The organism is Pseudalkalibacillus berkeleyi, assembly GCF_021608225.1.
Lineage (GTDB): Bacteria > Bacillota > Bacilli > Bacillales > Fictibacillaceae > Pseudalkalibacillus > Pseudalkalibacillus berkeleyi.
This window is the reverse complement of sequence record NZ_JAKIJS010000001.1, coordinates 410574-427125: the sequence shown is the minus strand read 5'-3', so window position 1 is coordinate 427125 and position 16552 is coordinate 410574. Positions and strand designations below refer to the sequence as shown.

15 protein-coding genes are annotated in these 16552 nt (G+C 41.7%); 3 read left to right on the top strand and 12 right to left on the bottom strand.

Annotated elements, in window-relative coordinates:
- Position 1: 1 nt before the first annotated feature.
- The 4 genes from qoxB to L2716_RS02245 all read right to left on the bottom strand — a co-directional run bounded on the left by qoxB (position 2) and on the right by L2716_RS02245 (position 4473).
- Positions 2–1936 carry a cytochrome aa3 quinol oxidase subunit I gene (gene qoxB, locus L2716_RS02260; RefSeq protein WP_236331376.1) on the bottom strand — a complete coding sequence of 645 codons (1935 nt, stop codon included), beginning with the start codon at positions 1934–1936 and terminating at the stop codon, positions 2–4.
- A 47-nt stretch (positions 1937–1983) separates the two neighbouring features.
- Positions 1984–2919: a cytochrome aa3 quinol oxidase subunit II gene (gene qoxA, locus L2716_RS02255; RefSeq protein WP_236331373.1), complete on the bottom strand. Its 936-nt coding sequence runs from the start codon at positions 2917–2919 to the stop codon at positions 1984–1986.
- 612 nt (positions 2920–3531) lie between these two features.
- Positions 3532–4071, bottom strand: coding sequence for a DUF1697 domain-containing protein (locus L2716_RS02250; protein WP_236331371.1), 540 nt, complete (start codon positions 4069–4071; stop codon positions 3532–3534).
- Complete coding sequence (locus tag L2716_RS02245; RefSeq protein WP_236331369.1) at positions 4072–4473, bottom strand: bleomycin resistance protein; 402 nt, start codon at positions 4471–4473, stop codon at positions 4072–4074.
- A gap of 297 nt (positions 4474–4770) precedes the next feature.
- Here L2716_RS02245 and L2716_RS02240 point away from each other — a divergent pair, with 297 nt between their 5' ends.
- The gene (locus tag L2716_RS02240) at positions 4771–5400 is read left to right on the top strand and encodes a hypothetical protein (protein ID WP_236331367.1); all 630 of its coding nucleotides are present in this window, start codon (positions 4771–4773) and stop codon (positions 5398–5400) included.
- A gap of 322 nt (positions 5401–5722) precedes the next feature.
- Here L2716_RS02240 and L2716_RS02235 read toward each other — a convergent pair whose 3' ends face one another.
- From L2716_RS02235 to L2716_RS02205, 7 genes are all read right to left on the bottom strand, one after another.
- Positions 5723–6631 (bottom strand): hypothetical protein, encoded by a 909-nt coding sequence (locus L2716_RS02235; protein WP_236331365.1) that lies wholly within the window; start codon positions 6629–6631, stop codon positions 5723–5725.
- A 145-nt stretch (positions 6632–6776) separates the two neighbouring features.
- Positions 6777–7919, bottom strand: coding sequence for a CehA/McbA family metallohydrolase (locus L2716_RS02230; protein ID WP_236331363.1), 1143 nt, complete (start codon positions 7917–7919; stop codon positions 6777–6779).
- Between the two features lie 142 nt (positions 7920–8061).
- Positions 8062–8934, bottom strand: a complete 873-nt coding sequence (locus L2716_RS02225; protein ID WP_236331360.1) for a phosphorothioated DNA-binding restriction endonuclease — start codon at positions 8932–8934, stop codon at positions 8062–8064.
- A gap of 62 nt (positions 8935–8996) precedes the next feature.
- Complete coding sequence (locus tag L2716_RS02220) at positions 8997–9323, bottom strand: nucleoside triphosphate pyrophosphohydrolase (protein ID WP_236331358.1); 327 nt, start codon at positions 9321–9323, stop codon at positions 8997–8999.
- Positions 9324–9755: 432 nt separating this feature from the next.
- Positions 9756–11459, bottom strand: coding sequence for a DUF2207 domain-containing protein (locus L2716_RS02215; RefSeq protein ID WP_236331356.1), 1704 nt, complete (start codon positions 11457–11459; stop codon positions 9756–9758).
- Between the two features lie 94 nt (positions 11460–11553).
- Positions 11554–12258: an MBL fold metallo-hydrolase gene (locus L2716_RS02210; protein WP_236331355.1), complete on the bottom strand. Its 705-nt coding sequence runs from the start codon at positions 12256–12258 to the stop codon at positions 11554–11556.
- 184 nt (positions 12259–12442) lie between these two features.
- The gene (locus L2716_RS02205; protein WP_236331353.1) at positions 12443–12838 is read right to left on the bottom strand and encodes a VOC family protein; all 396 of its coding nucleotides are present in this window, start codon (positions 12836–12838) and stop codon (positions 12443–12445) included.
- A 249-nt stretch (positions 12839–13087) separates the two neighbouring features.
- On the opposite strand from L2716_RS02205, the gene mle reads away from it, so the two are divergent.
- Positions 13088–13942: an alpha/beta fold macrolide esterase gene (gene mle, locus L2716_RS02200; RefSeq protein WP_236331351.1), complete on the top strand. Its 855-nt coding sequence runs from the start codon at positions 13088–13090 to the stop codon at positions 13940–13942.
- A gap of 181 nt (positions 13943–14123) precedes the next feature.
- The gene (locus L2716_RS02195; RefSeq protein ID WP_236331349.1) at positions 14124–15380 is read left to right on the top strand and encodes a winged helix-turn-helix domain-containing protein; all 1257 of its coding nucleotides are present in this window, start codon (positions 14124–14126) and stop codon (positions 15378–15380) included.
- Between the two features lie 121 nt (positions 15381–15501).
- On the opposite strand, the gene L2716_RS02190 is transcribed toward L2716_RS02195, so the two are convergent.
- Positions 15502–16392, bottom strand: coding sequence for a glycerophosphodiester phosphodiesterase (locus tag L2716_RS02190; protein ID WP_408005284.1), 891 nt, complete (start codon positions 16390–16392; stop codon positions 15502–15504).
- Between the last annotated feature and the right edge of the window lie 160 nt (positions 16393–16552).

The window sequence follows — 16552 nt, the reverse complement described above, 5'->3', positions numbered from 1 at the left end:
TTTAAGCACCTCGCAATTCTGATTCTGTGTCTTCAATTTCTTTCACAGAAACGTAATGACCGTGATCTTTTTCAAATGAACGCAATGTCATACAAACAAAGATTCCGATTGTCGTGATAATGGCTGGAATCCATAGGCTGAATATGAGCGAGAAGCCCCATCCAAAGAATATACAGCTCATGACAAACGGTATACCACTGTTATTCGGCATATGGATTTTTTCATAATCGCCTTTATACAACTCATGGTTCTTTTTCTTATAATCCCAATACGCTTCACTAGATGCGACTTCAGGTGTGATCGCAAAGTTATAGTGTGGTACTGGAGTGTGTGTCGCCCACTCAAGCGTACGTGCATCCCATGGGTCTGCACTAATGTCCCTTGAAGCATAGCGAACACTATAGTAAATGTTATACACAATCAACACAAATCCAATTGCCATAATCGCAGCTCCGACAAAGGAAACCATATTCATCGGACCGAATCCAGTCGACTCAGAATACGTGTACATACGTCGGGCTTGACCATCAAGTCCAGTCACATACATCGGCATGAACGCAAGTAGGAAACCAATCGATAGTAACCACGCCGTCCACTTTCCGATTCGCTCATTCAACATGAAACCAAACATTTTCGGCCAGTAATACGTGAGTCCCGCAAGCATCGCGAATACGACACCAGGGATAATGACATTATGAAAGTGAGCGACTAGGAACATCGTATTGTGGTACTGATAGTCCGCAGCTGACATCGCAAGCATGACACCTGTTACTCCACCAAGTGTAAAGAGCGGAATAAATAGGATTGAATACAGCATCGGTGTCGTGAACTCGATTTTACCTTTCCATAACGTAAGGATCCAGTTGAAAATCTTCACACCAGTCGGAACCGCAATCGCCATCGTTGTAATGGAGAAAATGCTGTTCGCCATCGCGCCCTGACCCATTGTGAAAAAGTGGTGAGCCCAAACGACGAATGATAGAACCGAGATCAACACCATTGAAGCAACCATCGACTTATAGCCATACAAGTTACGTTTTGAAAAGGTTGAAATAATCTCACTGTATATTCCGAATGCCGGTAAAATTAAGATATACACTTCAGGGTGTCCCCAAACCCAGAACAGGTTGGCCCAAAGCATCGCCATTCCGCCATTATCGAGCGTAAAGAACTGGGTTCCAAACAATTGGTCCATCGTTCCGAACGCAAGTGCAACTGTAAGTACTGGGAACGCGAATACGATTATGACGTTCGCAATGAAAGCAGACCATGTGAACATCGGCATTTTCATCAACGTCATGCCTGGTGCTCTCATTTTAAGAATTGTTGTCATAAAGTTAATCCCTGTCATCAGTGTACCGATACCAGCGATTTGAATCGCAATCATGTAATAGTTGGTCCCAACAGAATCCGTGTCTGCGAGTGGGAAATACGAAGTCCAACCAGCGTCCGGTGAACCCCCAACCATAAATGAAATGTTAAATAGCATCGCGCCCATAAAGAATAACCAGAAGCTAAGTGCATTCAAGCGTGGGAACGCTACATCTCGTGCTCCGATTTGTAACGGAATCACGAAGTTCATAAAGAATATGATGAACGGCATCGCCATGAATAAGATCATGACAACTCCGTGCGTTGTGAAAATTTCGTTATAGTGCTGCGAATCGAGTAGCTTATTGTCCGGTACAGCAAGCTGTGCACGCATCATAATCGCATCGACACCACCGCGGAAAAGCATCAATAACGCGGAAATCAAGTACATAATCCCGATTCTTTTATGGTCTACCGTCGTGATCCATTCACGCCATAGATAGCCCCACTTTTTAAAATAGGTGAGTCCAGCGAGAACAGCGATCAAAGTAAGACCGGCAGCGACCATGGATGCATAGATTGCTATACTAGGATGCGGTATGGCAAATCGCTCAAAGAATTCCATACGATTTGACTCCTTTCGAATATATATAATCGGTAAAACCTGTACGTTTACTCGTTATGATTCATGTGTTCTTTCTCTGAGCTTTCCTTTTTGGAAGCTGAGTGATTGTCATGTTTCTTCTTATCCTCATGACCATCTTTGTACTTATCACCTTTTTCATGATGTTCAGGAGCAGGTGAAAACTCTAAGTGCGTACCCGTAAACGTCATGCGTCCAAGGTGTCCTGGCTCTAACAATTCCTCAAATTTCTTTTCTGTAAGCGGGTCAGCTGTATCTTTTACCTCATCCACCCACTCATCAAACTCTTCTTGAGACATGGCTGTTACGTCGAACTTGTTTTCAGCAAATCCTTCACCACTAAAGTTCGCATTACGTCCCATATACTCGCCTTCTACATCAGCTGCGAGATGGAGCGTCGTCACGTGGGCATTCATTGCATATTTCTGTCCACCAAGCTGTGGAATCCAGAAACTCGTAATCGGTCCATGTGAATACAATCTAAATTCAAGTGGACGATCAGTTGGTACGTATAAGTAGTTCACCGTCTCAATTCCCTCTTCTGGATAACTAAAATGCCACTTCCAGTCAGAGGATGACGCATATACGACGAGTGGTTCTTTATCTTCATATCCTGTCGGAGCAGATTCAACGATATAGTTACTTTGAACTGACACGACGGAAAGAATCGCTACAATAATGATTGGAATACCAACTAGTATTCCTTCCACCCAAGGATTCCCTTCAATATGAGGTGGTTCATAATCAGCAGGCTGGTTCGATGCGCGGTATTTCACGAGCATGAACAACAGCATTGCGAAAACGGCAATCACGATTCCTGCCATCATTAACATCGTCAGCATAATGTCACTGGCTAACCTTTCCGCCATTGGTCCTTTCGGATCTAATACGGTTAATGGTTCACAACCAGTCAGCACTGTGAGACCGAACATCATGACAGCAAACAAAGCTAACTTCAGTTTCATACGAGTACCCCTTTCTCTCGAAAGATCTATAATTAAAGCATCAATATTTTACTTCTTGGCACCATTCTATCAAGGTTTTCGACGGACTTTGTGAAATTATGAACTTTGTCACTAATTTGCAAAATATTTTTGACAAACCTTTGTCAGTTATCAGAAAACAGTCACAAAGTGGACAAAATGTAAAACCAATAAAAACTATCAATGGTACAAGCTGGTAAAAACCCTGATGTTCTTTACAGATGTCGTACCCCTTTCGCCTTGCAGCAAATCTGTATCATGGAAAAAGTAATGCTTTCTTAACGTAAAAAACATAAGTGAATCCACAAAAGGACTCACTTATGTTTAGCGGTGTTGATATAATTAGATTTCTTTGAAATCAAACACGAAGGAGTAGATCTTCTCCACTCACATATGTTCCTGTTATTTAATGGGGACAATTCCTTCTTGAATGCTATGTGTAAAGAACTACATTCCTGAGACGATTTGATTGCATTCTTCTCAGTTGTTCCGTTTTTGTGTATTCATGGAGGTCTCCCCTACTAGCGTTTATGTAACCAAAAAGAAATACAGTAAGAAAATCGTTATTAGCTGATTTTCTCACTGTATCCAATTTTATTTACTCATTTCAGCAATTTTCATGACCGAATTCCAGTTTCTTGTGGTAGCTGCCACCTTCAACTTTTTCTCAATGAATGTGTTTGAAAAAACGGTTTTCTTGTAGCCTTTCCGGCAGACGATGTACGCTGTCTTTCCTTCAATTTGAAAATCATCAATATCACTCTCAACACTTAACAGCTTCTCAACTGCTTCAGTACTTGGCTTTTCAGCTAAAAAAGAAACGTGCAGTTTTTCATCCTCTTTTAACAAGTCAACATCAAAAGGATTCGCTCCAATTGCCGTTTTCCATTCTTCAGCCGTTTTCACGATGACAGGCACTTCAAATTCTAGCGCTTCTTTCAACTGACTTTCAATTTGTTGAATGAGCTCAGACGTCTCCAACGGCCTTGTTTCAAAGATGACATTCCCGCTTTGTATGTACGTCCTCACCTGTTCAAAGCCGATCGACGAGAAGATTTCCTTCAACCGATCCATCTTTACTTTCTTATGACCACCAACATTTATACCGCGTAGCAACGCAATATAAGTAGGCATCTATCGCTTCCACTCGTAATACGTAATCAGATTCTTATCAGGATCTACCACTGAAAACTCCCTTGTTCCCCATGGCTTGTCCTCAATTGGGGCTTTGGGATGGATAATACCCGCTGGAGCCAATTTTTCATGCATTTCGTCCACTCCGTCTAACCCGATACGGCAGCTCCCTGTTCCTGCAATGAATGTTTCCGCTCCTGATACAACAGGATTCCAGTGCTCCTCTGTACGCCACCGTTCATCATTTGCAAGCCACAAATGAACCTGGATTTGCTCTAAACCAAGCACGACAAGTCCACCTTCTTGATGAAGTACCGAAAAACCTAACGTTTCCCGGTAAAAAGCAGCACTCTTATCCAAATCTCTCACAGGTAAAGCTGGAATTGCTTCTATAACCTTCATAAACCCAACCCCTCTCTAATTAAATCCCTAAGATAATCATTCGTCTTAAATTGGGAAAATCCTGCAATGGAGAATGTTCACACACTTATGAAATATTGTATAAACCCAGAAGCATTCAATCAGCTTTGCCATGAACGGCATAGAGAATGAACAGATACCTTTCAACAAAATGTCCTTACACATAATGCCCAAGTCCGCATATAGTGTCATCATGACATCATCCATTGAAATGGGGATTGCGATATGTATCACAATAAAAATCATCCACGCCAACTTCCTCCCTTCGGCCCCCCTGGGATGGGTGGCCAAGGTGGACCTGGTGGAATACCCGGCTTAGGCGGTGGATTCCCTGGGGGACCAGGGATGGGAGGATTTCCAGGAGGACCTGGTGGAATACCTGGTTTCCCAGGAGGTCCAGGTGGAATGGGCGGATTTCCTGGGGTCCCCGGTGGTCCAAGTTTTCCTGGAGGCCAAAGTATTCCCGGCAACGGCCCTTCCGCTTTGCCCGGTCAATTGACACTCCAGCAACAACAGCAAGTTCAACAGATTTTACCGACATTATCACAACCGACTAGCGGACCACCTCAAAACCTTGTCAGCCTTTTCACGACCTTATCGGCATTACCACAAACCCAGCTCCAGTCTTTAGTCGGACAACAGCCGCAAAGCACGACCCAAATCACTTCACTGCTCGGCGGTCAGCCCCGTTCCGACATGGAGTACGAAGACTACGATGATCGAATCAACGGCATCTGGGGCTGCCAGGGTAGATGGACGTTAATTTTCTATCAGACACCATTTGGCGGTATTGGCATCGCCCTCGCCTGGGTCGCATTCGTCAACTTCTTCATCACCATCGCATTCTGTTATCCTACATTCAACCTATGCTTCTTCTACACACCACAAATCTTCCTTGCGCTATGCTAAAAAAAGCAGGTTGGAAATTCCAACCTGCTTTTTTCTAACATATATCTTCCTTGTGTTTGTCTAGCTACTTAGACCGTTGTCGTAGAGTTTTTTTCAATTACATTAGTTTTAATTTCAAAGCCATACAATTGAGATTGTTCGGTTGGATTCCAACCATCTCTCAAACCTCTTAAACCCTGATATAAAGAACCACCAATAAGATTTTCTAACCATTTCGAGCAATCACTAAGAGAATTAAAATCATGCAAGTGTACTTTATTTTTTTAAAATATAAGTTAAAGAATTGAATTTCACAATAAATTTTTTAAAGTTTGATCCGTTCCTAATTATCGAGTTTATATACTTCTTTTTCAAATACTTCTCCATTGTCATAAACGACCTGTACCACAAGGCGCATATTTTCAAATTGTTTAATTTGATTCACATGATAAGCATTCATCCTAGGATCGGCGGGATCGTATTGCTTATCTACATCGAATTTTTCTCTACCTAACAAGTCTTCATCTTTATATTTCAGGAGATAAGCTTTTACTATTGAAACAGAAGTATCTGTTTGATGATTCATCAGCATCATACTAAATGTTTTGTCCTCCATGATGATGTCCGTTTGTAAACTACCATATAGACGATTGCCATACTCCCCTAAATGCTCAGTGTGAACCTTTCCGCTCTTCACCATGTCACCATAGGATACTGTAACGTAGTATTTGAGCGTCTCGCTTTTCATTTGTTCTTCCATCTTTTTTTTGGACGACTCTTGAGTATTCTTGTTACCCCTCATTAAGTTTATGTGCCACATAGGCTCCATATCCATCTCAATCGGAACTTTCACTTTAAACAACCCTTGCTGAATTTCCTCCACAGGAAGCGCTTTGTAGCTCTCATTATTGCCATATGTATAATAAAATACAACCTCAGAATCCTCTTGCAACTCCTTAACTTGCCATTCGAATGTCGCTTCCGCTTTGCCATCCTCCATATCCTTTGAATCGACGGTAATATCAATAGGAGTCATCCATCTCTGTTCCTCTTGCATATCATTCAATACCGTTTGGATATGATTCGTTTGGCCGTTTACACTACTCATCATATTCTGTTGTGAAGAAGAGAGAGAACGTAGACGATTGTCCATTTCACTTAACTTAGAAAGAAATGTGACATTCATAATTAAACTAACAACAAATGCTACTGCTACAAAAGCAACAAAAATCTTGATCTGTTTTTCCCTCACCAATGTTTACCCCCCTCTTTTATCCCCTTTATTACAATTTCCTTCCAACAGCATACCATAGGGGACCGTTCTATTGGTGTGTATATAGGACAATATCTTCCATAAAAAATGAAGGTTGGACTGATCCAACCTTCATCTCTGACACTTATCTATTAACCCAAATCGGGCTTGAGTAGATCATTTCGCCATCCGTTTGTGTCACTCTAACGAAGTACCAAGCACTTTCAGTAGTTTCCGGTGTTGTCGTACTCCACTCAAACGTTTGATGTGGATTAGCAGGTTCATAGGTTTCGACGACTTTTCCACCATTCGTAACCAGTTCCGCTTTTACAATGGTCTCTCCTTGATCCGGATCATGCCCCATCACATTCAACTCCACAGGCTGTTCATTCGTCAACTCTGCCCCCATCATCTGACCATTCCCTGTGAAAACCATTTGATAGTTGGAATCCTGCGTTGCATATACATGATGCTTTTCCAATGCAGCTCTTACATCCTCATGAGAGTTTTCCGTTGCAATGATTCCCGTACGCGCAAATGTCGGATCACCCCAGATTTCCCCGTGATGGTCGGATACACCGATTGCTCCAACATGCCAGCCGTTATCAAGTGCTTCCACATATGTAGAGTCATAGATATCTTCCCGGTTGAACACCTCAATAGAAATGACCCGATTATCGACTTCAGGGACATAAGCGAGTTCATCAAGCTTACCCGGCTCACGTCCAGGGTGGTTAAAGCCACCAATGCCATCACTACCACCAAGCAGACTCGTATCTGTCTGGAACCAATTCCAGAATGGCTTCATCGAAGGCGTTCCAGGTGAACGGAACACATCGGTATAATGCTTAGAAAACCAGACATTGAAGTGTCCTTGATACGGATCGCTCCACTCGAAACCACGGATCGCTGTAAACGACTCATCTGAAATCTGATCCGCTTGATACTGGATGTCCTCCCACTCTGTACGATAAGGAAGTGGCGTATTCACACCCTCTTCTTCATTCGCGATCAAGTTCAACCCTTCCGAATGCTCTGTAATCGCGATAAAATCAAGCCCATTCATCTTCGCACTCTCATACGCCATCTTCGGAGTCCCCGAACCATCCGGAGAGTAACCAGTGTGATTATGTAGATCTCCAAAGAAGATCTGTTTCCCTACCAACTGATCCTGAATAGCTTCATATACTGAAGCCTCATCACCATGCGCACTAACTTCATGACCAAAAATCATCAATGCAGCTGTACCAACAGCAACCACTTTTCCTGTTAAACTTCCAAACTTCATCTCTCCACCTCATTCTATGTTAGTCTCTTTAAGTATGAAAACAAGTGGAGAGGAATTGCAAGTGCTTTCATGTTAAGTAATTCTAAAAATTTATTATGTAAAACATTGACCCTAAAATAGCGAATGTACCTATTTTACTTTCTTAATGTGTTTGATACCTTGCTGGTCCTTTAAACACTTCTCTAACATGCCAATTTAAAAACGTTTCTTGTGGTTGGTATATAGGGTTGACAGGTTCCCTTATGGGGTTCCCATGGTACCTCATTAGCCATTCATCAAACCCATGTGTACCATGTGCATCTTCTGCAACGATTAATTGTCTTTTATTAGTAAGCGTGAAAACTCCACGATCAAACAACTTATGGTGTAAGGAACACAATGCTATTCCGTTTTCTTCAATATCTGGTCCGCCTAATTGAAACCACTTGATATGAGCGGCTTCAATCCCAACTAAGTGATTTCCTAATCTGACATTAAATCCACAGACAGCACAACTATACTCGTAAGCTCTTAATATTTTATCTCTGAACATTGGATCTCTAGTTTTACGTTTCTTAACTCCTACTTCTAGTCCAACAGCCATTAGAATATCTTCATGTATACTTTGCGGGAAATGTTCATGAAGTATTTTGTCAGCTAATTCTTCTAAAAGTTTGGGATTCCTATTTAGCAATTGAATTACAACAGGGTTAAAGCCACCAACAAGGTCATTCTTCATAAGGTAGTTATTTCTGATGTTTTTCGGTTCAATACTTTTATTCAATGACCATATTCCGTCATTTGTTAATCTTACAAAAGGCTGCTCAGGATGGTAGGAACGTCGTTGAGGTCCGAACTCAATTAATAGCTTTTTCAACTTATCCTTAACCTCTAAATATGATAAATTATGTATTTTATCTCTTTGATATCTTGCAAGAGCATATAACAATAACAGTGGTTTATGAGGTGCTCTTTGATCACCTTTAGTCCAAATACTCAAGTTTTCTATTTTATGTTTTAAAGTTTTTTCGTCCATTAATTTCTTCACCAACTTAAACAAAATAACGCATATCTATATTCGCATTATTTAGTACGACTTTACTCATCTTCAACATCAATCAAGAAAATACGTTCTTGAAATCCTCCACGCTTTTCAGCTTTTTCTTTTCGAACAGTCTCAAGTTCCTCAACAGAGGAATGATGTACAGAGGTTAATGCATGTATCAATTCTAGAAGGTCTGCAAGTTCTTCGATCGCTGATGCATCGTCACTTGCTTCAAGATATTCATTTAGCTCTTCTTTTAACTTCTCTTTCAATTCCATTTCATAATGATCTACATCCAAAATACTAGTATTAAAACTTTTTCCTGTGTATTGAATAATCTCTGGAATACGATCACGAACGAGTTTGTTGTAAGTTGGCATATCCTCTATCCTTCCTTATTAATCTGGATTATTAATACCATAATAAATAATCAGAAACTTAAACTGTGAATTATGTGAAATATAAATCCTCTCATGAGTTTGTGATCTATTTGATCTTCTGAATTCTAGACTGCTGTCATTTGTATCTTCTTGATAGACTTTCACTTTTCCTTTCGGGAGTGGGAGTCAAAGGTTCTGTCTTTTGTATTCACTAGGCCTTGAGCTTCGTTTTATGGTGGAGTGTTAAACATGATACTCTATAAAGCTATGTTCTTAAATAAACGTTCTGCGCTATATAACGGGGCTTAATATTAAATACCATTCTCTATTTTTCGATAGCTACAGACTGCCGGTTCACTACTCATGCTTCGACCTTTACTTTTACACTATCAAAGGCGTTCCCGGAAATGGGAATTCTGTCTAACTTTCTTGTTAAAAGGCTCCAGATCCGCCTCCGCCGCCACCCGCTCCTGCGCCAGAACCTGCTCCGCCTGCACCTATTGATGCTCCAGTGGATTGGTGGGCTGCATCGAAATTGTTTGATACAGCAGCTCCCAATATAATGAACGTGCTGATATCCATTGTGGAATAGGCTCCGACTTCCGAGTTACTCGTATTTGAAGGATAGAACGATTTAGCGAACTGTTCGTTCTTTTTAATAATCGGTTGCGTTTTCGTACCGAGTCCGTAAATATAGGCGCGTAACTTGTCGTCTTCCGCCCAAGTTCTCCAATCCTCTTTACTCAAGATTTTGAACCGCTTCTTACATGCTTTCCATTCATAATGGATCAGGGTACCTTCTTTCGTCCTTGGATGGTATAAGAAACCATAAAGGGTGATTGTGCCTATAAGAAGGATTGTCATGACCATCCAAAATATAAGACCATGGAACGCAAAGATAAAGATGAATGGAATTAAAATGATGCTGGATAACACAATTGATATACGATATTTCTTCTTATCTTCATATAATTGTCTCTCATTTACTTCTTCTGCTACAGCTTTTTGCCAGCTTGTTTGATACTTTCTGTAGGTTCCATGATTCTTCTTTTGCTTCGTAAACTGTTTCAGTTCTTCAAAACTGAATTCATTATTCTCACCAATTAAGTCAAACAGCCATTTAATGAGGATCTGTTCGTGCTTCAGTGCACCCTCCCGGTGAATCACTTGGAATCGGTCCTCACCAATGCGCTTTACATATTGCTTTCGTACGAGATCGAGTAGCGCAGCGGAAATGGCTTCGGGTGGTAAGTGTTTATAATTCGTGTAAAAGATGGTTGCGGGTAAGCTCATTCGCTGTTTCGGAACATTTCGGGTAAGGTCCATGTCGCGTTCCGCTTCCCTTTTACGATTGACGTGACCTTTCCACAACGATACATAGAGCACAACCATAATGAGGCCGACAATTGGAATGACGATGCTTGCCATTTGATCGAGAAACGCTGTACGTTCTGTTTTTGCGGCGACTTGTGCATCAAGATCCTTTTTATCTTGTATAATTTCAGCTTTCATAGGTTGATTGGACGCTTTAGCAGCTGGAAACAGTCCCTTCTCATAAGCGACGCGGATATCTCCGTTCGTATTATCAGGTACCTGGTTCATTGCAAAATAGACTGTGCCATTCTCCATAATTTCTTCTGTTCCATACGCTTGATCGTAACCGAATGCGATTACATCCTCGGTTTCCTTTGGCGGATGGATGGCAACGATAAGGTTTTCATACGTCGATTCGTTGCTTCTATCGAAGAACGCCCAATAGAACTGAGCAACATCAGAATAAACTTCGACTCCATTCTTGATGGTATAGGAAAGATCTACCAATACGACTTCATCCGATCCTTTTCGATGGATCTTATAAAAGTAATCGTCTCTCTCTACCTTCAACGCTTTTCCTTTTTCAGAAGCTTCGAAATTGTTGATTTCTGTCCCTTTTTTCGGGATTATCTCTCTAGTGATGCCGTTAAACTTTCCTTCGAATCCATAGGTGAAGGACTCTTCAACAAGAACGTCCCCGTTTTCCTGAAGATAGGCATCGATCCTAGCCTCCGTTATCGAATATTCCACCGCAAAGGCTTGATTCGGAAATAACAACACGAGTAAGAAGAAAAAGATTACAATTGGAATAATTCGCTTCATACCATTCACCTGCTTTCATTACAAGTTTACGGAAACGATAGGCAAAAAGTTTCATTTAAAAAAGACCAGAGGAAAATCACTGGTCTTATACAACTTAACCTTTAAATACGTTCTCTTCCTTTATGGCATATTTCTTTGATGTGTTCTGGATGTATTGATCTAAGTGCTCTGCAGGGTTTAGTACCGCTTTCCCGTGGCAGACTTCTAAGCGTTTTGGTTTCAGCTTACCGACGATTCGGCTACTTCTGACCGCTTCTTCCATGTCATAGGTGAACATCGGCATTGGCCTGTATAGTTTGTCACTTTTTGAAGTGAACAGGTCACCGGCGAGTAACACTTGATCTTTTGGATGATAATAGACGACATGTCCTGGTGCGTGACCTGGAGTTAAGTATGGAATCAATCCTCCGATCGTTTTCAATGTGCCGAGTTCGTCCTCTTCTAACGGCTGCGCAAGGTGTTCTTCAACGCTTGCGGATGCTTTCTTCCGTCCAGGATAAGCGAGCTTCCCTTCCATGTATGGAATTTCGATTTTATGCGCATACACAGAGACATCAGTTTCGGCTAGGATCTTTTTAATTGCACCGACGTGATCAGGATGTCCGTGTGTTAGTACGATTCTATTCAGTGGACCAGCATCCAACGCCTTAACAAACTTCAAAATGCCCTTCCCCATATTCCCAATACCAGCATCGACGAGTGTCACACCATCTTCGCCTTTCACAATCCATACGTGAATCGGTACAATCATCCACGTCTTTAAGCTCCAAATGTGCTCAGATATTTGTTTTATTTCCATGCAGCCAGCCCCTTACCGTTATCTTATTAACTTTTATGTAACCGTCTTTAAGTCCGTCAGTCAAGAAATTTTTTACAGTTGATAAGATATAAGCAGCAAAATGCATTGGACCAACCTAAACGAAAAATGCCTGTCCCTATATATGGATGGATAAGGGACAGACACTGATATTCCTTATTCAAATTTATTTCGCGTTTTCATCTGGTTGGTGGATGCCAATAATATTTCCTTCTGTATCATGGTAATACCCTTGCCACGCCATGCCAGGTAGTGCATACTTCGGCATTGCGACTTGTCCGCCATGATCCATAATTTTTGCTTCAATTGAATCATAATCGTCCACGCCCATCGTACACGTATAGCCATTCACTGGTTGGCCCTTTTCAGGTGGAGGACCTTGTCGTTGCATTAAGGCACCGTTAATCCCAGGTTCATTTGCGTCGCCAGTAACAGCTCCGAAATACGGCATCCCAGCAAACTCGCTCCAGTCTTCAAAGGTCCATCCAAACACTTCTCCGTAAAATTTCTTAGCACGTTCCATATCATCCACGTGAATTTCAAAATGAATTAACCTTCCCATAATTCCCCTCCAAATTAAACAAATTTTGATAACGTTAACAGTCAATAACTATATTCTTCCTATTGTTATGATACTCCTTCTTTGGCCTTCGCTCGAAAGTTTGTTTTGGAGATAAAGAATCCAGCGATTGCCTACTTCTTTTTGTAAGGCTTTCTTCCTCACTTTGTCTACCCAATTAGAATTAAGAGGAAGTGGTTTGTTTTCATAGAAATACATATAGAAATTTAAAAAAGGAGGCCTTGAAAGAGCATGAATGAACAAGTGCTGAACATAAATCAAGTGGATATTTGTACGGAGAGCTTTGGAGATTCTAAGAACCCTGCTGTCCTTTTGATCATGGGTGCGATGACTTCCTTGGACTGGTGGGATGAGAACTTCTGTCACCGGCTTGCTGATCAGGGGAGATTCGTCATTCGATACGACCATAGGGACTTGGGACGGTCGACCACATATGAGGCAGGTACTTCCCATTATACAATAACGGATCTGGCGGACGATGCTATAGGCGTTCTCGATGCTTATTCGGTAAAGAAGGCTCATATCGTAGGGCTGTCGATGGGTGGTATGGTCGGTCAGATTCTTGCTCTAAGATACTCAGAACGTGTATCGACCCTTACGCTGATTGCATCAAGTGTGTTTGGTACCGAGATGGAAAAACTCCCTCCAATGGATCAGAAAATTCTCGACCATCATGCGCAGAGCACCTCAATCGATTGGTCGAATCGGGAAGACGCCATCGCCTATCTGGCTGAGGGGTGGAAAACGTTATCTGGTACCAAACCCTTTGAGGAAGAAAGAATGTATAGACTGGCAGGAAGAGAGTTTGATCGAGCCAAACAGCTACCAAGCCGATTTAATCATGCGATGCTGCAAGGCGGAGAAGAATATTACGACCGGATGGGAGAGATCAACGTCCCTGTTGTCGTGATCCATGGTACGGATGATCCAGCTTTGCCATTCGAGCACGGACTTGCCTTGGCGAAGGCCATCCCTCATGCCGAATTGGTGTCACTTGAAGGCACTGGACATGAAATTCATAGTGAAGACTGGGACGAAATTATCGGCTCACTCGTAAAGATCAGTAATCACAGTAATTCTTACTAACCACTTGATGAATCCAAGTAAAATCCATATGAAACGCAGTGGTAACTTGATTAAGTGCCACTGCGAAAGACTATTTCTTTTTTTGAGAATCTCATTCAATTGAATCAAAAGTAAATGAAGATATTATTTTTTTATCTTAAGCTGGTTTGTATAGATGGTCAATACTTCCAAAAATAATGATATGATTAGGAAAAATGATACGGAGGTAGTTGTAGAGATGACCGTCCCTTATCCTGTTGACCGAGTAGCACTTCGGCAGTTTCTTTTACATAAGCAACGTTTATTAAAAACTAAAGTAGAGGGTACGACCGAAGTGGAATCAGTGTTAGAGATGCTTCGCACACTAGAGTGTGTCCAGTTAGATCCGGTATCAGTTGTGGAGCGGAATCAGCATTTGGCTCTCGCCGCGCGGATTCCTGGATATGACCCGAAACTACTAGATCAGCTTCTTTCTGATGGTAAGGTTTTCGAGTATTTTGCGAATGCTGCCTGTATCATTCCGGTTGAGGATTTCCCGATTTTCGAACCGATTCGCGAGCGGATTCAAACGCAAGTTGAAGAACCACTTAAAAAGCTTGGTCCTGTTGTGGGTGCAGTCCTTGAGCGTCTTTCGTCGGAAGGTCCGCTCCCTTCTCGTGCATTTAAGTCTGAAAACCGCGTGCATGGTTATTGGGACAACAAAATGCCGAAAACGAAAGAGAGCTCACTCGCATTGAATCTGCTCATGGATGCGGGTGTGATTCGGGTCGTTCACCGAGAAAGAACTGAACGATTTTTTGACATTACGGAACGGAGTATTCCTGCTAATTTTGTGAAGGAAGCGAAAACAATTGATGAAGCTGATGCTCGTGAGGCGATGATTGATAAGTACTTACGTGCCTATCGGGTGTTCGATCCGAGAGATGCGCGTTTCGGTTGGCAAAAGATGACTGCTGCTGAAAGACGGGCTCAAATCGATAGACGAGTTGAGAAGGGTACTGTCATTCCTTTAGACGTGGAAGGTGTTGACCGAGCATATTATATGTTAGCCGAGGATCTCGATGAATTGGAATCTTTTAAAGACACTTCACCTGTTGAAGGTCCTATTACTTTCCTAGCACCGCTTGATAATTTACTTTGGCGACGTGAGCGTATTAGCGACTTGTTCGATTTCGATTACAAGTGGGAGATCTACACACCTAAAGCGAAACGGAAATATGGCCCTTATGCAATGCCGATTTTATATGGAGACCAGTTGATTGGTCGGATGGATCCGAGCCTTGATCGCAAAAACAGCACATTGCACGTTCGTCTGTTACAGCTCGAACCTGGTGTAAAGAAGACCAGTCAATTGAAGCGAGAAATCCGTGATGCGTTAGAACGGTTTGCAAAATTCAACCAAGTGAAAGACATCGTTATCGAACAATCGGACCTGAGAATCATTAGAGTGAAAAGTTGATCTGTATAAGCTTGAGGAAGGTTGCTTGTGTTAAACAAGCCAATCATCTAGACAACATAGAAAAACGCTTGGAGAATGATATATCCAAGCGTTTTTTTGCGTTCATGTTATAAATGCTATGTTATTTACTTTTCAATACTTCTTGCAGGCGGTCTGGGTAATTGGTGAACATGCCTGTCACTCCCCAGTCCAGCAGCTTTTCCATATCTTCCTTTTCATTGACGGTATATGGGTGGATCGATAAGTCATGATCTCTTACCTTCTGTACGTATTTTTCATCAATTTGATCATGATTCATTCCGAGACCTACAGCATATTGCTTATATTGCTCCAACTCTGTATCTGTAAGAGTAGCAGAACTTGTATACCAGAGCAGTTGGATGAGGGGGATTGTCGAATCGATTTTATGGATCTTCTGCAAGCTTTCAGGACTGAACGATTGAATGAGCACTTTGCTTGATGGACTGTTCTTACCAAGAAGGCCATGTTCATTAAGCGTTTCCAGAAGCTTTTCTTCCATACCTGGGTAGACTTCTGGTGATTTCGTTTCGATGTAATAGTTTGCGCTTTTACCGAATTGATCAAGTACTTCATCTAATGTCGGTACTTCCAAACCTTCGTATTCCTCTTTCGCTAGTTCAGGATATTCCTCATTAAACCAAGAACCTGCATCGAGTTGTTTAATTTCCTCAAGAGTATGATCCTTCACCAATCCTGTACCATCAGTTGTTCGATCCAAGGTTTCATCATGCATCGCAATTAGTTCACCATCTTTTGTCATCTGGATATCGATTTCTATATAATCTCCCTTCATCTCTTCTCCTAATTCATATGAAGGAATCGTATGTTCAGGCGCATATCCTGAAGCTCCTCGATGGGCAACGTTCAAAATTTGATTCGGATTTAAACCTGGATCAGCTGATTGAGCGTCCGCAGCTGCTGGAGCAATAACACTCGTACCCATCCCTATAATCGCAGCAGCCATAAGGCTATTTTTTAAAAGTTTCTTCATAGTTCATTTCATCCCTTCTATTATGTAGTGCAATACAAAGGATAAGCAAAGACTATGAAGCTACTATTTAGGCTATCTAAAAGCTTGGTTAACAGATTATCATTTTTGTTAAAGTGCATTGTTGACGGTCAAAAACTCTTCATACTCGTTCATCTCGTAA